Origin of the sequence: Sneathiella glossodoripedis JCM 23214, assembly GCF_000616095.1 — a bacterium.
Classification (GTDB): domain Bacteria; phylum Pseudomonadota; class Alphaproteobacteria; order Sneathiellales; family Sneathiellaceae; genus Sneathiella; species Sneathiella glossodoripedis.
On record NZ_BAMS01000006.1, the window covers coordinates 33,622 to 54,523 of the forward strand.

Annotated in this window: 24 protein-coding genes and 1 pseudogene; 15 read left to right on the forward strand and 10 right to left on the reverse strand. The window is 47.8% G+C overall.

Features of this window, described 5'->3' with window-relative positions:
• Positions 1-100: 100 nt before the first annotated feature.
• The 3 genes from rlmN to JCM23214_RS16730 form a co-directional block, all read right to left on the reverse strand.
• Positions 101-1,252 (reverse strand): dual-specificity RNA methyltransferase RlmN, encoded by a 1,152-nt coding sequence (rlmN, locus tag JCM23214_RS16720; protein WP_025899945.1) that lies wholly within the window; start codon positions 1,250-1,252, stop codon positions 101-103.
• 79 nt (positions 1,253-1,331) lie between these two features.
• A complete protein-coding gene (locus JCM23214_RS16725; protein ID WP_199899689.1) occupies positions 1,332-1,850 on the reverse strand; it encodes an invasion associated locus B family protein in 519 nt (172 codons plus the stop codon).
• Between the two features lie 75 nt (positions 1,851-1,925).
• Complete coding sequence (locus JCM23214_RS16730; protein WP_025899947.1) at positions 1,926-2,474, reverse strand: RNA methyltransferase; 549 nt, start codon at positions 2,472-2,474, stop codon at positions 1,926-1,928.
• Positions 2,475-2,553: 79 nt separating this feature from the next.
• Here JCM23214_RS16730 and JCM23214_RS16735 point away from each other — a divergent pair, with 79 nt between their 5' ends.
• The 7 genes from JCM23214_RS16735 (at position 2,554) to JCM23214_RS16765 (ending at position 9,438) form a co-directional block, all read left to right on the forward strand.
• Positions 2,554-3,585: an asparaginase gene (locus JCM23214_RS16735; RefSeq protein WP_025899948.1), complete on the forward strand. Its 1,032-nt coding sequence runs from the start codon at positions 2,554-2,556 to the stop codon at positions 3,583-3,585.
• Between the two features lie 94 nt (positions 3,586-3,679).
• On the forward strand, positions 3,680-4,660 hold the full coding sequence (locus tag JCM23214_RS16740; RefSeq protein WP_025899949.1) for an NADPH:quinone oxidoreductase family protein: 981 nt from the start codon (positions 3,680-3,682) through the stop codon (positions 4,658-4,660).
• A 4-nt stretch (positions 4,661-4,664) separates the two neighbouring features.
• Positions 4,665-5,912: a class I SAM-dependent methyltransferase gene (locus tag JCM23214_RS16745; RefSeq protein ID WP_025899950.1), complete on the forward strand. Its 1,248-nt coding sequence runs from the start codon at positions 4,665-4,667 to the stop codon at positions 5,910-5,912.
• A gap of 170 nt (positions 5,913-6,082) precedes the next feature.
• On the forward strand, positions 6,083-6,781 hold the full coding sequence (locus tag JCM23214_RS16750) for a CoA transferase subunit A (RefSeq protein WP_025899951.1): 699 nt from the start codon (positions 6,083-6,085) through the stop codon (positions 6,779-6,781).
• Positions 6,782-6,794: 13 nt separating this feature from the next.
• Complete coding sequence (locus JCM23214_RS16755; protein WP_025899952.1) at positions 6,795-7,424, forward strand: CoA transferase subunit B; 630 nt, start codon at positions 6,795-6,797, stop codon at positions 7,422-7,424.
• A 127-nt stretch (positions 7,425-7,551) separates the two neighbouring features.
• On the forward strand, positions 7,552-8,475 hold the full coding sequence (locus JCM23214_RS16760; RefSeq protein WP_084264909.1) for a DMT family transporter: 924 nt from the start codon (positions 7,552-7,554) through the stop codon (positions 8,473-8,475).
• Positions 8,476-8,499: 24 nt separating this feature from the next.
• The gene (locus JCM23214_RS16765) at positions 8,500-9,438 is read left to right on the forward strand and encodes a DMT family transporter (protein WP_025899954.1); all 939 of its coding nucleotides are present in this window, start codon (positions 8,500-8,502) and stop codon (positions 9,436-9,438) included.
• On the opposite strand, the gene fghA is transcribed toward JCM23214_RS16765, so the two are convergent.
• The 3 genes from fghA to JCM23214_RS16780 form a co-directional block, all read right to left on the reverse strand.
• Positions 9,439-10,284: an S-formylglutathione hydrolase gene (fghA, locus tag JCM23214_RS16770; protein WP_025899955.1), complete on the reverse strand. Its 846-nt coding sequence runs from the start codon at positions 10,282-10,284 to the stop codon at positions 9,439-9,441.
• Positions 10,285-10,298: 14 nt separating this feature from the next.
• On the reverse strand, positions 10,299-11,411 hold the full coding sequence (locus JCM23214_RS16775; protein WP_025899956.1) for an S-(hydroxymethyl)glutathione dehydrogenase/class III alcohol dehydrogenase: 1,113 nt from the start codon (positions 11,409-11,411) through the stop codon (positions 10,299-10,301).
• An 87-nt stretch (positions 11,412-11,498) separates the two neighbouring features.
• Positions 11,499-11,873 carry a YkvA family protein gene (locus JCM23214_RS16780; protein WP_025899957.1) on the reverse strand — a complete coding sequence of 125 codons (375 nt, stop codon included), beginning with the start codon at positions 11,871-11,873 and terminating at the stop codon, positions 11,499-11,501.
• A gap of 120 nt (positions 11,874-11,993) precedes the next feature.
• Here JCM23214_RS16780 and JCM23214_RS16785 point away from each other — a divergent pair, with 120 nt between their 5' ends.
• Positions 11,994-12,755 (forward strand): SDR family NAD(P)-dependent oxidoreductase, encoded by a 762-nt coding sequence (locus JCM23214_RS16785; protein WP_025899958.1) that lies wholly within the window; start codon positions 11,994-11,996, stop codon positions 12,753-12,755.
• A gap of 16 nt (positions 12,756-12,771) precedes the next feature.
• Here the strand turns inward: JCM23214_RS16785 and JCM23214_RS26850 are convergent.
• Positions 12,772-13,058: pseudogene (locus JCM23214_RS26850) on the reverse strand (4a-hydroxytetrahydrobiopterin dehydratase).
• Positions 13,059-13,128: 70 nt separating this feature from the next.
• On the opposite strand from JCM23214_RS26850, the gene JCM23214_RS16795 reads away from it, so the two are divergent.
• Both JCM23214_RS16795 and JCM23214_RS16800 read left to right on the forward strand, forming a co-directional pair.
• A complete protein-coding gene (locus tag JCM23214_RS16795) occupies positions 13,129-13,605 on the forward strand; it encodes a low molecular weight protein-tyrosine-phosphatase (RefSeq protein WP_199899692.1) in 477 nt (158 codons plus the stop codon).
• Between the two features lie 14 nt (positions 13,606-13,619).
• Positions 13,620-14,504 carry a spermine/spermidine synthase domain-containing protein gene (locus JCM23214_RS16800; protein ID WP_025899960.1) on the forward strand — a complete coding sequence of 295 codons (885 nt, stop codon included), beginning with the start codon at positions 13,620-13,622 and terminating at the stop codon, positions 14,502-14,504.
• Here JCM23214_RS16800 and thpR read toward each other — a convergent pair.
• Genes thpR through JCM23214_RS16815 form a run of 3 tightly spaced genes read right to left on the reverse strand, consistent with a single transcriptional unit; the run spans position 14,501 to position 16,837 of the window.
• Positions 14,501-15,067 (reverse strand): RNA 2',3'-cyclic phosphodiesterase, encoded by a 567-nt coding sequence (gene thpR / locus JCM23214_RS16805; RefSeq protein ID WP_051548225.1) that lies wholly within the window; start codon positions 15,065-15,067, stop codon positions 14,501-14,503. The genes JCM23214_RS16800 and thpR overlap by 4 nt on opposite strands.
• 12 nt (positions 15,068-15,079) lie before the next feature.
• Entirely contained in the window at positions 15,080-16,120 is a 1,041-nt protein-coding gene (locus JCM23214_RS16810) for an NADP(H)-dependent aldo-keto reductase (RefSeq protein ID WP_025899962.1), read from the reverse strand.
• A 42-nt stretch (positions 16,121-16,162) separates the two neighbouring features.
• Positions 16,163-16,837, reverse strand: coding sequence for an arylesterase (locus tag JCM23214_RS16815; protein WP_025899963.1), 675 nt, complete (start codon positions 16,835-16,837; stop codon positions 16,163-16,165).
• Between JCM23214_RS16815 and JCM23214_RS16820 the strand changes: the two genes are divergently transcribed.
• The 5 genes from JCM23214_RS16820 to JCM23214_RS16830 all read left to right on the forward strand — a co-directional run bounded on the left by JCM23214_RS16820 (position 16,832) and on the right by JCM23214_RS16830 (position 20,896).
• Complete coding sequence (locus JCM23214_RS16820) at positions 16,832-17,566, forward strand: ABC transporter ATP-binding protein (protein WP_025899964.1); 735 nt, start codon at positions 16,832-16,834, stop codon at positions 17,564-17,566. The genes JCM23214_RS16815 and JCM23214_RS16820 overlap by 6 nt on opposite strands.
• Complete coding sequence (locus JCM23214_RS24965; RefSeq protein WP_051548226.1) at positions 17,563-18,357, forward strand: ABC transporter permease; 795 nt, start codon at positions 17,563-17,565, stop codon at positions 18,355-18,357. The genes JCM23214_RS16820 and JCM23214_RS24965 overlap by 4 nt, the downstream gene beginning before the upstream one ends.
• Before the next feature lie 10 nt (positions 18,358-18,367).
• Entirely contained in the window at positions 18,368-19,252 is an 885-nt protein-coding gene (locus tag JCM23214_RS24970) for an ABC transporter permease (RefSeq protein ID WP_199899693.1), read from the forward strand.
• Positions 19,243-20,109 carry an ABC transporter permease gene (locus tag JCM23214_RS24975; protein WP_051548228.1) on the forward strand — a complete coding sequence of 289 codons (867 nt, stop codon included), beginning with the start codon at positions 19,243-19,245 and terminating at the stop codon, positions 20,107-20,109. Before JCM23214_RS24970 ends, JCM23214_RS24975 begins: the two co-directional genes overlap by 10 nt.
• A 79-nt stretch (positions 20,110-20,188) precedes the next feature.
• Positions 20,189-20,896, forward strand: coding sequence for a Bax inhibitor-1/YccA family protein (locus JCM23214_RS16830; RefSeq protein WP_025899965.1), 708 nt, complete (start codon positions 20,189-20,191; stop codon positions 20,894-20,896).
• Positions 20,897-20,902: the final 6 nt, after the last annotated feature.

The following is a 20,902-nucleotide window of genomic DNA, read 5'->3' on the forward strand; positions in this document are numbered from 1 at the left end:
AACAATGCCCTGTGAGCCGAAGCGCGAAAATACGGGAAAAGATGCTTGCCTGCAAGGTCCTGTTTACTGAAATCAGGCAAGCTGTATCGGAAGATTACAATTAGCCGGCCACAGCCCGTTTTGCGGAAGCACGCTCCTTTGTGCTCGCCGTTTTTAACTGACCGCATGCTGCCATGATATCCTGCCCGCGTGGAACGCGAACCGGGGAAGAATAGCCCGCATCGTTGACTATTTTCGCAAATCTGTGGATCGCATTATTACTGCTGCACTTGTAATTGCTGCCCGGCCAGGGGTTGAAGGGTATCAAATTAACTTTAGCCGGAATATTTTTCAGCAGCCTTACAAGTTCACGGGCGTCGGCAGGGCTGTCATTTATCCCGTCAAGCATTACATATTCAAATGTGATGCGACGGGCGTTATTGCTTGCGGGATAATCTCTGCAGGCTTGGAGCAATTCCTTGATCGGATATCTTTTATTGATCGGGACCAGAATGTCGCGAACATCATCACTTACCGCATGCAGGGAGATCGCCAGATTAACACCTAACTCTTCGCCGCACTGATAGATTTTTGGGACGACACCGGATGTGGACAGGGTAATTCTGCGTTTGGATAGGGAAATGCCCTCTCCATCCATGATAATCTTGAGCGCTTTTGAGACATTGTCATAGTTAAGGAGCGGCTCTCCCATTCCCATCATGACAATGTTTGAGATCATTCGATTGCCCTTTGGGCTTGGCCACTCGTTGATAGTGTCACGGGCGACAAGCATTTGCGCAATAATTTCTCCTGCGGTGAGGTTGCGAACAAGCTTCATTGTTCCCGTGTGACAAAAGCTGCAAGTCAGTGTGCAGCCAACCTGACTGGAGACGCAAAGAGCACCTCTGTCTTCTTCTGGAATATGGACTGATTCGACTTCCTGCCCATCGGGGAATTTGACCAACCATTTGCGAGTGCCATCAACAGACTTTTGCAAACTTGTAATTTCGGGCCGCTCGACCGTGAAGTTTTCAGGCAATGTTGCGCGCATTTCTTTCGAAATTGACGTCATGTCCGCAAAGTCGCTGGCGCCTCGATAATACAGCCAGTGAAAGAGTTGCCGTGCTCGCATTTTTGCCTGTTTTTCAGGGGTTCCAGCCTCAATGAGTGCCGCTGCAATGTCTGCGCGGTCCATACCGATCAGGCTCTTGCGAATAGCCAGAAGTTCGGGCTGGCGATTGACAGCCTCAACATCGGGAATCAAATGTTCCATGGGTCAAATATACTTCTATTAAATCTCCGCCTGCCACTTGCCGGCGGTCTTACATAATGCGCTGAATTAGCTGCAGCGCTTAACTGCAGCTTTTTCTAATCTGCTTGTGAGCTGCTGTAAAGCCCTGCAATGAATATGTATCTGTTGTAAGTGTCCCACGAGAGGATGTGCCTTTAACAATCATCCTTGAGCCACCGCGCATTGCTTTGATCAATTTTGCGTCACTTTCACCTTCGGGGACCCAGGCGACGTCATTATCTGTTGCCAGTTTGAATTTGCGCTTGTCGATAGTGACATCAACCACAGATTTGTTTTTGTAGGTGTACCCGGTTATGTGGCTCACTTCTTCTTTCGAGCGTGATTTTGGCCGATAGGTGACCATCATATAAATGTCTCCGCGTCTCACATTCGTTGGCAGAGATTTGGTGGGGCGCGATAGCATGTAGCACACTTTCTGACCGCCCTCGACCCATGTATATGCATTCCAGTCCTTAAAAGTTCCCAAGGAGCGTGGGTCTGGCCCGGCTGCATTTACTGCGCCGGAAATTGTGAGCATTGAGCTGAATAGCGTGATTCCCAAGGCAGATTTAAAAGTCATTTTTGTCATCATTTCAGTTCATTTGCTTTCGTTCACTAGTGTTTCAGATCTACTATAGCGGAGAATGTGAAAATCTTATGATCCCGCTGATTTTTTCAGTGTTCTGTTTTTAGGTGGTCCCTGAACGTGATCAGGCAGCGCGATTGCTTTGCCCAGCTCGCTTGTTGGGCGTTTTGCGAACCGGCCATGGGTGACAATCCTGTCATACATGACAACCGCGCCTGCGGTGGCGACGTTCAGGCAAAAGCTGGTCGGTATTTTAATGAAGTAGTCGCATTTCGCTTGCAGTTCGGGGGAGAGGGAGCCGCGCTCGCGTCCTAAAACATAAGCCGCACTTACGGGATGAAAAAAGCTCGGCAGATCTACGGCTTCATCCAATAGCTCCACGCCCACAAGTTTGCACAGATTTGGAAGACGCAGGTCGTCAACGCTATCGAAATCGTACCAGGGAATGTTCTTTGGTGCAACGCTGGTGTCTGATCGCGCTTTTCTGACAGAATATTCGGCGCCGATTGTAAAAACAAAGCTGGCGCCAAATGCATGGGCTGTTCGAAACAAATTACCAGCATTCATCGGCTTGCTTACGCCTTCGATGCCGATCCCAAAGTAACCACGACTAGTCATAAAAAAGGTTCACTCCACCCTTGTAAATCAGATATGTTGCACCGAGCTTTACGTAACATTTTCAATCAGGACAATCCCCATGATAACTCAATCGGCAAAAAATTCTACTGCGGCTCCGCTATCTGTTGATGTTTGGCGAGGCGATATGATTGAAAGCCGGCACTTAGTTCACGCAGTAATTACTGATTTCAGCGGCGCAATTGTGGAAAAATGGGGAGATGTTGAAAGCCCTGTCTATTTGCGCTCGGCCATCAAGCCCATTCAGGCATTGCCGCTTGTTGAAACCGGGGCGGCGGATGCTTTCAATCTGTCAGCTGCGGAATTGTCTCTGGCCTGCGCGTCTCATACGGGAGAAGAGCTGCATGCTGAAACCGTAAAGAAATGGCTTGCGAGAATAGGGCTTGGAATAGACGATCTTGAATGCGGGGCACATTGGCCAACCTACAAACCCGCAGAAAGAGCACTGGCGGCAAAGGGGGAAGAGCCAACGGCTGCTCACAATAACTGCTCTGGTAAACATGCCGGGTTTTTGACAACCTCTGTCCATTTGAAGGAGCATCACAAAGGCTATATTCATCTTGATCATCCGGTCCAGCAACGTTTGCTGAAAGTGCTGGAAGATTTCACAGATCTGGATCTCTCCCGGGCCCCAAAAGGAAGAGATGGCTGTTCCATTCCAACTATCGGTGTGCCACTTCTGAATGCAGCTCTGGCGATTGCACGCTTTGCGGATCCGCAAAAAATGCCAGCTGAGCGCGGAGCAGCTTGCAAAAGAATTCAAAGTGCGATTGCAGCTCATCCGGAAATGATAGCTGGCTCGGATCGCTTATGCACCGCATTAAACAGATCAGCAGACGGCGCTGTGATCGCAAAAGTCGGTGCCGAAGGTGTCTATCTGGCAGCCTTGCCGACATTGGGCTATGGAGTGGCGCTTAAAACGGTCGATGGCACAACACGTGGCGCTGAGGTCGCGCTTGGGTTCATTCTTGAAAAACTGGGACTGATGAGTAGCCGAATGCATGAAGAAATGGATAGCTTTGTGTTGCCTGTTCTCAAGAACTGGAATGAATATGAAGTTGGTAAAATTCGCATTGGCGCGCAAGTTTCTTAAGAACATGTTTGACCGGACGTCCTGTTCGGCATTAATTTGTGTGCAGCGCAAAATAAAATAACCCCAAGAACGGGAATAATAAGGAATGGGAAAAATGAAAGCTCTTGTTTGTAAAGAATTTGGCACACCCGATATTCTGGTAATGGAGGATATTGCCGAACCTGAAATTCAAAAAGGGATGGTTAAAATTCAGGTGCATTCAGTTGGTCTGAACTTTCCAGATACCTTGATGATTGCCGGAAAATATCAGTTCAAACCACCATTTCCCTTCTCTCCAGGCATGGAAAGCGCCGGTATCGTGACCGAAATAGGCGAGGGGGTCACCAACATCAAGGTTGGCGATCGTGTTATGGCCAATCACGGACATGGCGGCTTTGCGGAATATGTTCTGGCTCCTGAGGATGGAACATATGTCATTCCCGACAATATGCCATTTGATCAGGCCGCAGGATTTCCGGTTACATATGGCACCACATATCACGCACTTGTTGACCGCGGGAACCTGAAAAAAGGGGAGGTTCTGCTGGTGCATGGTGCCGCTGGCGGCGTTGGACTGAACGCGGTTGAACTTGGCAAGGCGCTCGGGGCAACTGTCATTGGCACGGTTGGTTCCGATGAAAAAATGGATATTGTGCGTCAATATGGTGCTGATCATGTCATCAATTATTCGACTGAAAGTATCAAGGACCGGGTTAAAGAACTGACTGGCGGTAAGGGCGCCGATGTGATCTATGACCCTGTTGGCGGCGATGCATTTGATCAATCCATGCGCTGCATCAATTGGGAAGGGCGCTTGCTGGTTATCGGTTTTGCATCCGGGCGGATCGCTGAACTGCCGACTAATCTGGCGTTGCTCAAAGGGTGCTCCGTGATCGGTGTGTTCTGGGGCGAATTTGCCAGACGGACACCTGAGAAAAATCGGGCAAACTTCAAAGCGATGCTGGACATGGTTGAAAAAGGGGAAATTAAACCGCATGTGTCCATGCATTTCCCACTCGAGAAAGGCGCTGATGCCATGAAAGCGCTGCTCTCCAGAAAATCAACGGGTAAAGTTATTATCACCGTTAAGGAGTAGATCTGTGGCGAAGGGGAGAGAGGGACGCGATAAAGCTGTTAAGGAACAGTATGAGGACTATCCCTATCCCCCTCGCGATCCCGAGGATGAACGGCATCGCCTGATTACGGGCAGTCCTAGCAATCTGCCAGAGATCAATCATTACCTCTATGGAGGTAAGAGAGACTTCTCGAAACCTTTCAGGGCTTTGGTCGCTGGCGGAGGGACCGGGGATGCTGCCATAATGCTCGCTCAGCAACTCAGTGATGCGGGAGATGGCGGCACAGTTACTTATGTCGATTTATCCAAAGCAAGCCGAGCAGTTGCTGAGAAACGAGCGAAAATCAGAGGGCTCGAAAATATCGAATTTCATACGGCCTCTTTGTTGGACCTTCCTGACATGGGGCTCGGTAAATTCGATTACATAGATTGCTGCGGAGTTTTACATCACCTGGATGATCCAGAAGAAGGACTGGCTGCACTTGAAGCTGTTCTTGAGCAGGACGGCGGGATGGGGTTGATGGTTTACGCAACTCTCGGCCGAACTGGTGTTTATCATGTACAGGATGCACTGAAATTACTTGTCGGAAATGAGCCGCGCAAAAAACAGGTGGCGCTAGCGAAAAAAATGGTGGCGCAGCTCCCGTCTACCAATTGGCTGGTGCGAAATCCGTTTGTTGGTGACCATAAACTTGGCGAGGATGCCGCATTTTTTGACTTGCTGCTTCATCCAAGGGACCGAAGTTACACGGTTCCCCAATTCATCAGTTTTGTGAGATCTGCAAATCTGGAGTTGGTCCAGTTTATCGAGCCCGTAAAATATGATCCGGCTACCTACTTAAAAGACAGGGATCTTATTCAGCGAGCCAGAAATTTGTCGTTGGAGGAACAGGCTGCGCTGGCCGAAAATCTCAGCGGGACCCAGAAAATTCATTTGGCATATGTGTCCAGACAGGGAAGTGGTAGGGCCGTAGCCAAACTCGCACCTGAGATGATCCCAATATTAAAAGAAGGCAATCCACCTGACGCTTTGGCAAAGGCGTTTAAAGGTCGCAAAACATTTGAAATTGCGTTTGACGGCGAACAAATATCCTTTGAATTGCCAGAAAAAAGCGCACAAATGGCGGGCTTGATTGATGGGCAGCGAAACTTGCGAGACATCCAACAGGAAATGGGAATGAGTTGGCAAAATTTTAGAGGGTATTTTGCGCCTTTTTTCAAGTTGCTTAACTCATGGAACATTCTTTGGTTAAATTCCAGCCAGACTGATTAGTATTATATTGCTTTTTTGCAGGTGCGAAAAAAGAGGTTTCCCTTGGGGTAATCTATTGGCTATGATCTGCGCGAAATTTGGGCGCAATCCGGTTTTGAGGCATTCAATCACAAGAATGACAAAGACCGGTTAAACCCCATTCAGACAGGCAAGGTAGGGAGTAATCATTTATGGCAAACAAGAGATTTAGTGATGCCTCAAGCGCGCTGGAGGGATTGTTATTCGATGGAATGACAATTGCCGCTGGTGGTTTTGGCTTGTGTGGCATTCCGGAAAACCTGATTTCGGCAATTAGGGATTCTGGTGTGAAAGATTTGACAATCTATTCAAATAACGCAGGTGTAGATGATTTTGGATTGGGGCTTCTTCTGCAGACCAAGCAGGTGAAGAAGATGGTTTCTTCTTATGTGGGTGAAAATGCCGAATTTATGCGGCAATACCTGTCAGGAGAGTTGGAGCTCGAGTTTAATCCACAAGGAACCTTGGCGGAAAGAATGCGCGCCGGTGGTGCTGGAATTCCAGGGTTTTATACAAAAACCGGCGTCGGTACACTTGTTGCTGAAGGAAAAGAGCACAAGGATTTCGACGGTGAAACCTATATTATGGAGCGGGGCATTGTTGCTGATCTTGCCATTGTGAAAGCCTGGAAGGGGGATGAACATGGCAATCTGGTCTATCGTAAAACTTCCCGTAATTTTAATCCTCTCGCTGCTACATGTGGCAAAGTAACCGTCGCAGAAGTCGAAGAAATTGTCCCTCTTGGGTCACTCGATCCGGATAACATTCATACCCCGAGCGTGTATGTTCAGCGTCTGCTCAAAGGGCAGCACGAAAAACGTATTGAACAGCGCACCATTCGCACAGCCTGAGAGGAGAAGAGATATGCCTTGGGATCGTAATCAGATGGCTGCTCGGGCAGCTCAGGAACTTGAAGATGGAACATATGTGAATTTGGGGATCGGTATTCCAACACTGGTCTCGAATTACATTCCAGAAGGTGTCGATGTCACATTGCAGTCCGAAAATGGAATGCTTGGCATGGGCCCATTTCCAACGGAAGATGAAATTGATGCTGACTTGATTAATGCTGGTAAGCAGACAATTACGGAATTGGACCGGACCAGTTATTTTAATTCCGCTGACAGCTTCGCGATGATCCGCGGCGGGCACATTGCTTTATCTATATTGGGTGCGATGGAGGTGTCTGAAACTGGTGACCTCGCCAATTGGATGATTCCCGGTAAGCTTGTCAAAGGAATGGGCGGCGCTATGGACCTTGTCGCTGGCGTTAAGCGGGTTGTGATTATTATGGATCATACGAATAAAGCCGGTGAGACCAAGTTGTTGAAAGAGTGCAGCTTGCCATTAACTGGTAAAGGGGTTGTCGATCGCGTGATCTCAAACCTTGGTGTGTTTGATGTGGTTGAAGGCGGCCTAAAGGTTGTTGAACTGGCGCCGGAAGTAACACTGGACGAAGTAAAACAAAAAACCGAAGCAACCATCGTCGAATAATTGGTTCAGAAATTTTATGCAGAAAAGGCCGCTTTTTGCGGCCTTTTTTCGTGCGTTACCAGAAATGCAGGGCTGCGTTGCAAACTTATCTCTTTTAGATTGTTAGCTTGCGTATTAATATGATCGAATGAGTTCCTTACGATTATCTTCAAACTTATTTAGCGATGCACCGGCGGCCTTTCAGGCGGCAATTTTGATGGTCATTGGCTGCCTGTTTCTTGCCGGTCTTGGTGGATTGATCAAGTATCTGGCCGATAGCGGAATGCATGTTTTTGAAATTGTGTTCCTTAGAAATCTGGCCGGACTGATTGTCCTTATTCCGTGGTTCTTGAAAAATGGGACCAGTGCCATGAAAACCCAGCGGCCGGGCTTGTATTTTGTTCGGGGGTTGTTTGGTTTTATTTCCATGCTGGCATGGTTTTGGGCCGTTACGACAATTCCACTTGCCGAAGCTGTGGCCTTGAATTTTACCGCGCCAATTTTCGGAACCGTTCTGGCAATATTTGTATTGCGTGAGGTTGTTCGCCTTCGGCGGTGGGTTGCAATCATTGTCGGTTTTTTAGGAGCCATGATCATTTTGCGCCCCGGTGCGATTGAACCAAGCACGGGAACGTATCTTGCTCTGCTCGCTGCTGCTACAATGGCCTGCTCAATTACATGTGTGAAAATGTTGTCCCGCACAGAAAGTACGCCTGCAATGGTGGCTTGGGCGCAGATCATCATTTTGCCCATGTCGTTCTTACCAGCAATGTATGTTTGGGAGATGCCTTCACTGGAAGCGCTGGTGGTTGTTGCTGCAATGGGGCTATGCGCAACATTTGGGCATTTGTTTTTCACACGTGCTTATGCGATCGCAGATGCAACCTACGTGATGCCATTCGATTTCTCCCGATTGATTTTTTCAGCCATCATCGGCTTTATCTTCTTTGCTCAGGAACCTGACATCTATGTCTGGGTAGGTGCGGCGGTGATTTTTGCCTCTTCCGTATACATTGCGATGCGAGAGGCAAAGAACAGCGATCAAAAACCCGTTCCCGATATAAAAGCTTAAAAGCCCGACATTCAGGATGGAGGCATGATCATACCGGCCAGCGCTCGAATTAGCAGATTTCAGATGCAGCTTACGGAATTGCCCGCAAATGTTCGAGGGGCAATCTGGATGCTTATTGGAAGCCTGTTATTTTCCATAATGGGATTGGGCGTGAAATATGTTGGTGCCCATTTGGATAGTTTTCAGATTGGCTTTTTCCGTGCTTTTTTTGGCTTGGTGGCGATCTTGCCCTTTGTTTTGTACAAGGGAATTCTGACCGTCCGAACAGCGCGATTGAAGCTGCATCTACTGCGTACATTTGTTGGTGTCACCGCAATGCTATCAGCGTATTATGCGATTACGCACATGCCTCTTGCAGATGCAGTTGCCCTGTCTTTTACAAGACCCCTGTTTTTGATCATTCTTGCCGTTTTGTTCCTTGGTGAAATTGTCAGGTGGCGCAGATGGTCAGCGACTTTCATCGGATTTGTTGGGGTTATTATAATGTTGCAGGCAAATGCGGAAGTTGGATTTGCCTCTGCTGTGGGCTTGTTTAGCGCATTTATGGTTGCGCTCGTATCTGTCTTGCTTAAAAAGCTGACAACGACAGAAGACCCCGTGACCATCATGTTTTACTTTGGCTTGTTCGGCACATTGATAACGGCTGTGCCAGCTGGTTTTGTGTGGCTTGAACCCACCTTGGAAGACATACTCGTGTTACTTGGCGCTTCACTTGTGGGGGCAGGGGGAAATTTTTGTATGATCCGGGCGTTAAAGGTTGGAGAAGCAACGGCAGTGACGCCCTTTGATTACACGAGGCTCATTTTTTCAGGAATATTTGCTTATCTCCTATTTGCAGAGGTCCCGACCTTGATGATGGTTGTTGGGGCTTTGATTATTGTGTCTTCAAGCCTTTATATCCTGAACAGGGAGGCTCGGATCAAGGCCCGTAAGTTGGCTGAAAAGGCACCTGTAGAGAGTTGATTACGTGTATAGGTAACTGGCATGGTGACGTAGATGGTCTTCAATGAAGGTTGCCATCAGGTAGTAACTGTGATCATAACCTTCCTGAATTCGAAGATTGATTTTCTGGCCCTGTTCTTTGCAGGCTTGAACAAATAATTCAGGCTTTAATTGTTCCTGATAAAACGGATCAGCATCGCCTTGGTCAATGAGGATTTCACCATTGAACTTATGTCCGTTATTGACCAGTTCCGTCGCATCATAGGTGCGCCAGTTTTCTGTGTCTGGACCCAGATATTTTTCAAGTGCATTTATGCCCCATGGTACCTGTGTTGGCGCAACTATGGGGGCGAAAGCGGACACAGACTTATATTTGTCAGGGTTTTTCAAAGCAATGGTCAGTGCGCCATGTCCCCCCATTGAGTGACCTGTAATGGCTGCGTTCGCAATATCTACGTTGAAATGACTGTCAATTACAGCAGGTAACTCTTCTGTGCAATAAGTGTACATCTGATACCCTGAAGACCAAGGTTCCTGAACTGCATCCAGATAAAATCCGGCACCAGTTCCGAAATCATAGCTATCGTCTTCTCCTTCATATCCAAGGCCGCGGGGACTGGTATCAGGACAGACGACTGCAATGTTCAGTTGCTCAGCAATTCTTTGAAAGCCTGCTTTCGTCGTTGCATTCTCTTGCGTACAGGTAAGACCAGATAGGTAATACAGAACCGGAACAGGGTGTGCTTTGCTCCTGCTTGGCATAAAAAGGCTAAACTCCATTTGGCAACCTGTAGACTTGGATGCATGTTTATATACACCTTGCAGGCCGCCAAACGCTTTCTGTTCGCTGATCGTTTCTAGAGTCATTATTCACCGGAAAGTTAGTCAAAGAGGACAACTGATCGAATGCTCTCGCCTTGATGCATAAGATCGAAACCTTCGTTGATGTCTTCAAGCGGCATGGTATGTGTGATCAGGTCGTCAATATTGATTTTCCCATCCATGTACCAGTCTACAATTTTGGGCACATCTGTCCTGCCTTTGGCTCCTCCAAACGCTGTGCCCCGCCATACGCGGCCGGTTACAAGTTGAAACGGGCGGGTGGAAATTTCCTGCCCGGCGCCTGCAACACCGATAATTGTACTTTCACCCCAGCCTTTGTGACAACATTCAAGGGCCTGACGCATGGTCGTTGTATTTCCGATACATTCGAATGAATGATCAGCACCTCCGTCGGTAAGGTCGACCAGATAGGGCACCAGATCGCCATCCAGTTCCGCCGGATTGACAAAATCTGTCATGCCAAATTTTGTTGCCAGCTCTCTCCTCGCAGGATTTATATCAACACCAACAATTTTATTGGCACCGACCAGACGGGCACCTTGGATAACGTTCAGGCCAATACCGCCGAGGCCAAAAACAATCACGTTATCCCCGGGGCGAACCTTTGCAGTATTAATGACAGCACCCACACCTGTTGTAACGCCGCAGCCAATGTAACAAACCTTGTCAAATGGGGCGTCTTTTCGAATTTTTGCAACCGCAATTTCCGGCAATACGGTGTAATTTGAAAAGGTTGAGCACCCCATGTAATGGAATATGGGTGTCCCATTTAGGGAAAATCGTGAACTGCCATCTGGCATTACGCCCTGTCCCTGGGTTTCTCGAATAGCCTGACAAAGATTTGTGCGGCCAGACGTGCAGTAACTGCATTGACGGCACTCCGGCGTGTAAAGAGGAATAACATGTTCTCCCGCTTTGACAGAAGTTACCCCTGCACCCACCTCCACAACAACACCCGCTCCCTCGTGGCCGAGAATAGCAGGAAAAAGGCCTTCCGGATCATCTCCGGATCTAGTGAATTCATCAGTGTGACAAATGCCAGTAGCCTTGATTTCTACAAGAACTTCACCAGCTTTTGGACCTTCAAGTTGCACGGTTTCAATTTGAAGTGGGGCCCCGGCCTTGAACGCTACAGCAGCTTTCGTGTCCATGATTTTCTCCCTGCCTGTGTTAGTGGTTTGTAATTTTTACAGACTATACTGAACAACTCGAAAATTAGAAATAAGTTAAGTTCGAGGTTATTGATTATTAATTTCCTGATTGAGGAATTTTTTAGCCTTTTCAGTATGTTCTTTGGTGACATGCTTTTTGACGGTGGAGATGGCAGCCATAAGTACGCTGGCATCGTCAGTGAAGCCCAAACCTGCGATGACGTCGGGAATGACATCGGCAGGCATGATAAAATAAGCGAGAGCGCTGAATAGGACAGCTTTAACAAAAAGGGGGCTTTTGGTGTCCATTGCGCAATAAAAAGCTGCAGTGACATCCTCAGCAAACGGTATTTTGCCGATGTTGCTGCGCAGCTTTTGGGCAAATTCCCGCATTACCAGCTTTTTATCACGCTGCATTTTATCGGGATCAAATGCCGAAATATCATCTTCATCATTAGTCATCTGATTTATATGAGGGCATTTTCAGTGATTTGCAACTTCCGATACTTTTCTTTTGTCGGGCCTGTGTGTATTTAGAAGGAAACACACGTATAAGAACAAAGACTGAATTGGAGAGTCTCTATGGATTTAAGTGGAAAATCGGCCATTGTTACCGGTGGTGCGTCAGGTCTTGGGGCGGCGACGGCAAGAGAGCTGGCTGCAGCGGGTGCAAAAGTTGCTATCTTTGATATGAACGAAGAGCTGGCACAGTCGGTTGCTGAAGAAATCGGTGGTGCCGCTTTTGCGGTGAATGTTGCAGATGATGCATCAGTTGAGGCTGCATTTGCCGCAGCGACTGAAAAACAGGGCGTTGCAAGAGTTCTGGTCAATTGCGCCGGCATTGGTCCTGCAGCCAAGACAGCTTCCAGCCGCGGTATGCATCCACTTGATAAATTTGAACAGGTAATCAACGTCAATTTAATCGGTACCTTCAATTGTATCCGCCGCGCTTCGCAAGCAATGATGGAGTTGGAGCCTATGGACAGCGGTGAGCGCGGTGTATGCATAAATACTGCGTCTGTGGCTGCGTATGATGGTCAAATCGGGCAAGCAGCCTATGCGGCTTCTAAGGGCGGCATAGTTGGTATGACGCTTCCAATCGCGCGGGATCTGGCAAGTGTTGGTGTCCGCGTCATGACGATTGCACCCGGCTTGTTTAAAACGCCGCTCTTGATGGGGCTGCCACAGGAAGTTCAGGATAGTCTGGGGGCTTCTGTTCCATTCCCGAGCCGTTTGGGAGAGCCGTCTGAATATGCGGCGCTGGCAAGGCATATCTGCGAAAACCAGATGCTGAACGGAGAGGTCATTCGCCTTGATGGTGCAATTCGCATGGCACCCAAATAAGGCTCCATGGAAAAGATTAGCTGGCAATCTCGTTTAGGAAGGTTGCCAGTTTAATATCTTTTTGGGTCACACCGCCCGCATCGTGTGTTGTCAAAGTGATATCGACAGTGTTGTAGATATTCATCCATTCCGGATGATGATCCATCTTTTCAGCTTGCAGGGCGGCACGCGTCATGAAGCAAATGCCTGATTGAAATCCTTGAATTTGAACCTTTTAAAAATCGCATTTTTTGCTTCCGATTTTTTCCAACCGTATAGTTTTTCTATACCCTCGGCGATTTCCTGATCTTGTAATTTGGTCACTGGTTCTATCCATTTGCGATATGAAAGTGTATATGTCGAAATATAGTCTGTTTCGCGATGTATGGAATATATGATGCCATCAGTTTTATTTGTTTGTCTTGGAAATATATGTCGCTCACCCGCTGCGGAAGCTGTCTTCAGGCATTTGGTCGAAGAAAATCATCTGGGGCATGCAATTGAGATTGATAGTGCGGGCACTGCAGGATGGCATGCAGGCAATCCGCCGGATGATAGAGCCCAGTTAGTTGGGCGCGAATATGGGTATAACCTTTCAAATCAGCGCTCACGGCAAGTCACTTTGAGTGATTTTGACCGATTTGAGTATGTGATTGCGATGGATATCAGCAATTTTGAAAATTTGAAAAAGATGGCGCCTGAAGATTATGACGGGACGCTTGCAATGATGCTTGATTTTGCCGGAAAAAAAGGCGAGGAAGTGCCCGATCCTTATTATGGAGGTATTGAAGATTACCACCATGTATACAAACTCTTGCAGCCGGCGGCTAAAGGGTTACTGGATCATATTCGCAAGACACACCAGATATAACAGGACAGAGCATAATGAAAGTCAGTGAGGCGAGCCGTAATTGGTGGCACGAGGAAACCGAAGGGGTTGCCTTTACACATGCGCTGGATATGCGTTTGCTGCATAGTGAACAAAGCCCATTTCAAAAAATTGAAATTTACGAGCATGAGACATTTGGAAAAGTCCTCACGCTGGATGATCTGGTGCAGGCGTCACAAGCGGACGAGTTTATGTATCATGAAATGGCTGTGCATGTGCCGTTATTGGGGCGAAACTGGACGGATGTCTCCGTCCTGATCGTCGGCGGGGGTGACGGCGGTATTCTGCGCGAAGTGTTGAAGCATGATTTCGTCACTCAAGTGAAAATGGTGGAAATCGACGAGCGAGTGGTTGAGCTGTCCAAGGAATATCTGGAAATAAACGGGGATTATAATGATCCCAGAGCTGAACTTCTGATTACTGATGCAGCCAAATTCATGAAGGACGCCCGAAATCGCGGGGATAAATTTGATCTGATTATTCTGGATCTTAGTGAGCCTGTTGGGCCGTCTTCTTCCGTATTTACCTATGAGTTTTGCGAAGATTTTTCAAACTGCCTGACCGACAGAGGCGTCGTTCTCGATAGTGACAGCATTTTTGTAGGGAAGAAGAGGGCCTATTTTTTGCAGGAACTTTGTGGTGATAAGGACCAGAATCTCGTCAGCATCATGCAAGGTAAAAAGCTGCTTCCCCATGTGTCCGGCTATCGTTCAATCGTACAATTATATCCAGCAGCGGAGTTTGGCTTTTTCCTTTATAGCAAGGATGGTCATGATTATTCTCAACCTGTATCCTCGCATATTGGGCGTCATTATAATCCGGAACTGCATAAAGCCTCTTTTGCGCTTCCCACCTGGTGGCGCGAACATCTGGGCTTCTAGCTTTCCTGCAAGTCGGCAGCCACATGAGTGGCTTCAAGGTCAAAGGTAAATTCTTCCTCATAATGAGGGCCGCCATGCCCAAGCCGACTTGAATAAAGCGTGAAGCAAGTGCTCTGAACAGATCGGCTTTTGAAAAGCGCATGGTCGGTCAAATACGACCTGACCCTTTCGTATGGAGAATTGTGAATACGCGCAAGTGTCACATGTGGGCGAAAGCGTCGCTCTTCCAGTTTGATCCCGCACCGACTTAAGACATTGGTCGTTTTTTGCTGTAACGCCACCAGTTCAGGCGTTGAGCGAATACCAGCCCAGAGAATTCGAGGACGCTTCGAATTTCCAAAGATCCCGACACTATCCAGAGAAAACGAGAATGAGGGTGCTTTAATTTTACCCAGGGCGAGACCGATATCCAGCATATCAGCCTGGTTTATCTCCCCCAGAAAATTGAGAGTTATGTGAGCATTTTCCGGTTTGGACCAATAGGCATCAGGGATGCCAGATTGCAATGCAGCTATTTGCTGCTTGAAATCTTCGGGAAGATCGATCGCAACAAATAGCCTCATGATACTTACTCCTTACGGACAGGGGTACGGGTGCAAATTGTGAATTTCATCTATAGACTTAAGGATGTCCTCTGACAGTTCAATGTCAATACTGTCGATGTTAGTCTCCAACTGTGCCAGATTTGTTGCACCAATGATATTAGAGGTTACAAACCGTCTTGAGTTGACATAGGCGAGCGCCATTTGAGCGGGATCCAAGCCATGCTCACGCGCGAGCGCAACGTATTTTCCCGTCAATTCCATGGCAATGTCTGTGGAATATCTCTTAAATCGGGTGAAAAGAGAAAGGCGTGATCCTTCTGGCATTTGTCCGCCAAGGTACTTTCCGCTCAGAACGCCCATTGCCAAAGGAGAATAGGCAAGCAGTCCACATTCTTCTCTAATGGAGACTTCTGCGAGGCCCACTTCATAGGATCTGTTTAGCAAGCTGTAGGGGTTTTGAACTGATACCATTCGTGGAAGATTGTGCATTTCGGACAGGTGGAGAAAACGCATTGTGCCCCATGCACTTTCATTCGACAGCCCCACATGTCGAATTTTGCCGCTTTTTACGATCTCATCCAAGGCCTGCAATGTTTCAAGGATCTCAACCGCATCTTCTTCTTCCACATGTTCGTAACCAAGGCGGCCAAAGTAATTTGTTGAACGTTCCGGCCAATGAAGTTGATACAAGTCAATATAGTCGGTTTGAAGGCGCTTCAGACTGTCATCAACAGCGGCTTTCAGGTGCCGAGCGTGCAGGCGGGAAATTTCACCGCCCCGATAGAAATCATTATCTGATTTGCCCACGGCCTTTGTGGCTAGAGTAACCTTTTCACGGTTTTGCCGATTGCTGAGCCATGATCCGATATATTGCTCTGTACGTCCTGCGGTTTCTTTCTTTGGTGGAACCGGATACATCTCCGCTGTGTCGATAAAATTGACACCTCTATCAAGCGCAAAGTCCAGCTGTTGGTGAGCTTCTTTTTCAGTATTTTGCTCACCCCATGTCATGGTACCCAAGCAGATCACACTGACATCTATGTCAGTTTTGCCCAGTTTTCTGTATTTCATTTATATTTTCCTTGATGTGTTACAGGCTTGCGCCCCTGTATTTTATATTTTGTTCTGTTGCAGAAATTTGATGAGGCTGGGAAGCATGTTCTGCACAATTACCGCAACCCCGTCCTTGTTCGGGTGAATTGCGTCTTCCTGATTGAGGTCTTCAACGGCTGCAACCCCTTCCAAAAAGAAAGGATAGAGAGCAATATCATATTTGTTAGCAAGATCCGGGAAAATGGAGTCAAATTCCTCCTGATATTTATTTCCCATATTTGGTGGAGCTTTCATGCCTGTCAGAAAAACGGGAATGTTTTTCGCTTGTATTTTTGTGATGATGGCTTCCATATTTTTTCGGGTCACAGAAGGTTCAATGCCGCGCAGGGCATCATTGGCACCCAATTCCAGAATGACCGCGTGAGGATTACCTGACAAAGCCCAATCGAGCCGCTGAAGGCCCCCTGTAGAGGTGTCACCGGAAACACCAGCATTTTCGATTGTGACATCAAATCCCTTTTTGTTAAGTGCGGCCTGCAATTGCACAGGGAAGGCGTCCTGTTGGGATAATCCGTATCCCGCGGTCAGGCTGTCACCGAATGCAAGTATTCTTTTGGTGTCTGAATTGGCATAGGCTGGATAAGTGACTATAAAAAATATGAGGCAAACACTCACAGAAAAGTTGAATTTTCTGGCAGATTTGCCATATGCCATAAAACGATTTATCAAATGCATAGGATCGCTGTGACCTCGCCCGAAATTATTTCCCTCAAAAATATCCATCTCACACTTATGTCTGATGCAGGCCCTGTCAATATCCTGCGTGGTATAAACCTGCAAATTCAAGAAGGTGAAACGGTTGGTATAGTCGGTCCCTCAGGGTCTGGGAAATCAACTTTAATGTCAATAATTGGTGGGCTTGAAACGCCCACTGAGGGCACTGTGAATGTTTGCGGAACCGATTTTAATCCCCTTAACGAAGATGAGCTTGCGCGGTTTCGAAGGGATAACATTGGTATTGTTTTTCAATCGTTTCACCTTGTTCCTACGATGACGGCGCTTGAAAATGTAGCTATTCCACTGGAGCTTGCCGGCCATCAGGACGCATTTGACATCGCGCGCCAGAAATTGACAGAGGTTGGGTTGTCGGGAAGAGAGGGACATTATCCAACCCAGTTATCTGGTGGTGAGCAGCAGCGCGTTGCGCTTGCGCGGGCTGTAATTAGTGAGCCACGAATTCTGTTAGCTGACGAGCCGACCGGAAATCTGGATGGCTCGACAGGTGATGTGATCATTCAGAAAATGTTCGAGCTGCACGATAGTCATAATACGACAATGGTGCTGATTACGCATGATGAAAGCCTTGCGAGCAAGTGCGATCGGACTGTGCGCATAGAAGATGGTCAGATCGTGGATATTAACGTTCCAAACAAAACGCGTAATCTGGAAGAGGTAACCCCTTGAAAACTCCAGCAGCAGAGAATTTAGGGCTATCGGCAAGATACGCTTTTCGTGAGTTGCGCGGTGGGCTGAAAGGGTTTCGTATTTTCGTTGCCTGCCTGATTTTGGGAGTTGCGGCCATTGCTGGTGTTGGAACGCTTGCGAGCTCGATAAATGAGGGCTTGCGGGCTAATGGTAAAGTCATTCTGGGGGCTGACATTGATGTCCGGTTGACCGCACGGCCAGCGACGGACGAGCAGCTGAACTGGCTTGAGCAGCAGGGAACGGTGAGTTCATTAATTGTTATGAGGGCAATGGTTCACGCACCTGCGGTTGATATGCGTTTGTTGGGTGAACTCAAATCAGTTGATGATGCTTATCCGCTGTATGGAAACCTGACAATCCGGTCTGCAGAAGGGGTGCATATAGGCTCACCAAACGAGTTTTTGCGCTATGATCAGCTTGCTCATGGTGCATTGGTTGAGCAGTTGCTCCTTGATCGGCTTGGCTTGGATATTGGTGCTGATCTGATCATTGGTGATCAACGTTTTTATATTTCAGGTGTGATTGAAAGAGAGCCAGACAAAGCCAGTCAGGGAATGGCATTGGGGCCGAGGGTTATCATATCAGACGCGGCGATGAAGGATACAGGCCTGATCCAACCGGGTAGCCTTTTGAAATATCATTACCGAGTTAAACTGAAAGAAGACCTGTCGATTGAGGATTTTCGTGAGCTGGCAGCGGCGGAACAGACTGATGCAGGATGGCGTATTACAGATTCAAATAATGGCGCACCGTATAAAGAGATTTGTTGATCGGGTGGCTATGTTTTTGACCCTGGTAGGGCTAACGGCCCTTGTGGTTGGAGGGGTTGGTGTCGGTAATGCAGTGCGTTCCTATCTGGATGGGAAAACCGAAACAATTGCGACGCTTAAATGCCTAGGAGCCAGTAGCGGCTTTATTTTTAGAATTCATTATTTTCAGGTGCTCGTACTGGCGTTGGTCGGATCGACAATTGGTGTTGTTCTGGGGGTTGGAGGCGCGTATGTCGCGTCACAATTTTTAGCTCAGGCGCTACCGGTTCCTGCGGTGGTGACATTGCAGGTGGCTCCGATTTTGCTGGCCGTGGCTTTTGGTCTGCTGACTGCGACCCTGTTTGCAATCTGGCCGCTGGCCAGAGCAAGAGAGACTTCTGCAGCTGCTCTGTTCAGAGATTTTGCCGGACAGAAGAAATGGCCAAAGCCTTTTTTTCAATTCATGACAGCTCTTTCGTTTATTCTGCTCATTGGATTGGCCATTGGGACATTTAACGAAAAATTCTTTGCTGTTGCATTTGTTCTGGCGGCGCTGGTTGTTTTTGCTGTCCTTTACCTTGTTGGGGTTGCTGTGCAAGCGGTAGCAAAACGGGCACCGCGAAGCCGCATGCCGATATTGAGGCTGGCGGTCGCCAATTTACACCGACCCGGCGCAGCGACAGCCAGTGTGGTGCTGTCCATGGGGCTGGGACTGACCTTGTTTGTAACGGTCGCGCTGATTGAAGGCAATTTGAGGGAACAAGTGCAGGATCAATTGCCTGAAAATGCACCGGCTTTTTTCTTTATTGATATTCAGAATGACCAATTAGCAGAATTCAAGAGCGTTACGTCGTCAATTGATGGCGTCTCCGATATTAATCATGTTCCAACTTGCGGGGGCGGGTGGTGTCTGTAAATGGTGTGCCCGCATCGGAAGTTAAAATTTCCAGTGATGTGAAATGGGTCCTTCGCGGAGATCGCGGGCTGACTTACTCACGTGAAATTCCCGTAAATGCGACAATAGTGGATGGGCAATGGTGGCCAGAGGATTATTCCGGACCACCGTTGATCAGCTTATCTGAAGATGCTGCGCTGGGCATGGGCATTGGTGTTGGTGACACAATGACGATCAATGTCATGGGCCGGGAAATTACTGCGACAATTGCCAGCCTTCGGAAAATTGACTGGAGCACGCTTGCCATAAATTTTGTCATTGTGTTTGATCATCATACACTTGCTGCGGCCCCGCACAGTCATTTGGCCACAGCAAAAGCAGAAGATAGCTCTGAGCGGGATCTTTTTAGAACTGTGACAAGTTCTTTTCCCAATATCTCAGTTGTTCGGATGAAAGAAGCACTGCAAACAGTGTCAAAAATACTCGAACAGTTATCATCGGCCGTGACTGCAACCGCGTCCGTTACACTGATTTCAGGTATTCTTGTGTTGGCCGGTGCATTTGCCGCAGGGCACCGCAAACGCGTCTATGACAGTGTTGTGCTTAAAGTTCTGGGAGCAACCCGCAAGGACATATTTAGAATTTTCATTCTGGAATATGCTCTGTTGGGATTTGTAACGTCCTTGATTGCGGCTGGAACAGGGTGGCTCGCTGCCTATATCGTTATTACGGATGTTTTGGAGGCAAACTGGATTAACCTGCCTTTTACTGTCTTGGGGACGATCGCGGTTAGTGTCAGCATCACGATACTTTTCGGGTTGTTTGGATCCTGGAAAGCGCTGGGTGAAAAACCGGCACCTGTTTTGCGTTCCGAATAGTTGTAGTCTCTCTTGAAAAACAGTATAATCATTCCAATATACTCGTTAAGTTTAATTGCCTTTATTTGGGAAGGGAAATATGGCTACTGATTTTTCACGGCTTAATTCAGCCACAACACGGACTGTTGACCAGGCCGCTTTGGATGAGGGCCTGCGCTCTCATATGCTGAAAGTCTATAACTACATGGCGTCAGGTCTGGCGTTAAGTGGTGCTGCGGCAGCTTTTACAGCATCCAACGAAACGCTTTTCAACGCTGTGTTTGGAACACCATTACAATGGGTTGTGATGCTGGCTCCTCTCGCCATTCTCTTTTTTATGGCTAAAGCGAGTGCAAGCACTTCCAAAGTTCTTTACTGGGTGATGGTCACAACGTTTGGTGTTTCCATTTCCTATATCTTTCAGGTCTATACTGCTGAAAGCGTTGTGAGGGTCTTCTTCATCACGGCGGCTACCTTTGGTGCAGCGAGCCTGTTTGGGTACACAACAAAGCGTGATCTAACATCAATGGGTTCATTCCTGTTCATGGGCTTGATCGGAATTGTTATCGCGTCTGTCGTGAACATTTTCCTTGGATCCAGCATGCTGCATTTTGTTGTGTCAATTCTGGGCGTGCTGATCTTCACAGGACTGACAGCGTTTGATACCCAGCGTATCAAATCAGAATACTACCATGGTCATGATGGTGAAATTCTGGAAAAAGGTGCGATTATGGGTGCTGTATCCCTGTACCTTAACTTCCTGAACCTGTTCATGATGCTGTTAAGCCTGCTGGGTAATCGCGAATAGAACGCG

Coding starts and splice junctions, on each gene's coding strand:
- rlmN (WP_025899945.1), bottom strand. CDS start 1,252: ATGGAACATTTGATTCCCGATGTTGAGGCTGTCAATCGCCAGCCCGAA.
- JCM23214_RS16725 (WP_199899689.1), bottom strand. CDS start 1,850: ATGACTTTTAAATCTGCCTTGGGAATCACGCTATTCAGCTCAATGCTC.
- JCM23214_RS16730 (WP_025899947.1), bottom strand. CDS start 2,474: ATGACTAGTCGTGGTTACTTTGGGATCGGCATCGAAGGCGTAAGCAAG.
- JCM23214_RS16735 (WP_025899948.1), top strand. CDS start 2,554: ATGATAACTCAATCGGCAAAAAATTCTACTGCGGCTCCGCTATCTGTT.
- JCM23214_RS16740 (WP_025899949.1), top strand. CDS start 3,680: ATGAAAGCTCTTGTTTGTAAAGAATTTGGCACACCCGATATTCTGGTA.
- JCM23214_RS16750 (WP_025899951.1), top strand. CDS start 6,083: ATGGCAAACAAGAGATTTAGTGATGCCTCAAGCGCGCTGGAGGGATTG.
- JCM23214_RS16755 (WP_025899952.1), top strand. CDS start 6,795: ATGCCTTGGGATCGTAATCAGATGGCTGCTCGGGCAGCTCAGGAACTT.
- JCM23214_RS16760 (WP_084264909.1), top strand. CDS start 7,552: ATGAGTTCCTTACGATTATCTTCAAACTTATTTAGCGATGCACCGGCG.
- JCM23214_RS16765 (WP_025899954.1), top strand. CDS start 8,500: ATGATCATACCGGCCAGCGCTCGAATTAGCAGATTTCAGATGCAGCTT.
- fghA (WP_025899955.1), bottom strand. CDS start 10,284: ATGACTCTAGAAACGATCAGCGAACAGAAAGCGTTTGGCGGCCTGCAA.
- JCM23214_RS16775 (WP_025899956.1), bottom strand. CDS start 11,411: ATGGACACGAAAGCTGCTGTAGCGTTCAAGGCCGGGGCCCCACTTCAA.
- JCM23214_RS16780 (WP_025899957.1), bottom strand. CDS start 11,873: ATGACTAATGATGAAGATGATATTTCGGCATTTGATCCCGATAAAATG.
- JCM23214_RS16785 (WP_025899958.1), top strand. CDS start 11,994: ATGGATTTAAGTGGAAAATCGGCCATTGTTACCGGTGGTGCGTCAGGT.
- JCM23214_RS16795 (WP_199899692.1), top strand. CDS start 13,129: ATGATGCCATCAGTTTTATTTGTTTGTCTTGGAAATATATGTCGCTCA.
- JCM23214_RS16800 (WP_025899960.1), top strand. CDS start 13,620: ATGAAAGTCAGTGAGGCGAGCCGTAATTGGTGGCACGAGGAAACCGAA.
- thpR (WP_051548225.1), bottom strand. CDS start 15,067: ATGAGGCTATTTGTTGCGATCGATCTTCCCGAAGATTTCAAGCAGCAA.
- JCM23214_RS16810 (WP_025899962.1), bottom strand. CDS start 16,120: ATGAAATACAGAAAACTGGGCAAAACTGACATAGATGTCAGTGTGATC.
- JCM23214_RS16820 (WP_025899964.1), top strand. CDS start 16,832: ATGCATAGGATCGCTGTGACCTCGCCCGAAATTATTTCCCTCAAAAAT.
- JCM23214_RS16815 (WP_025899963.1), bottom strand. CDS start 16,837: ATGCATTTGATAAATCGTTTTATGGCATATGGCAAATCTGCCAGAAAA.
- JCM23214_RS24970 (WP_199899693.1), top strand. CDS start 18,368: ATGTTTTTGACCCTGGTAGGGCTAACGGCCCTTGTGGTTGGAGGGGTT.
- JCM23214_RS16830 (WP_025899965.1), top strand. CDS start 20,189: ATGGCTACTGATTTTTCACGGCTTAATTCAGCCACAACACGGACTGTT.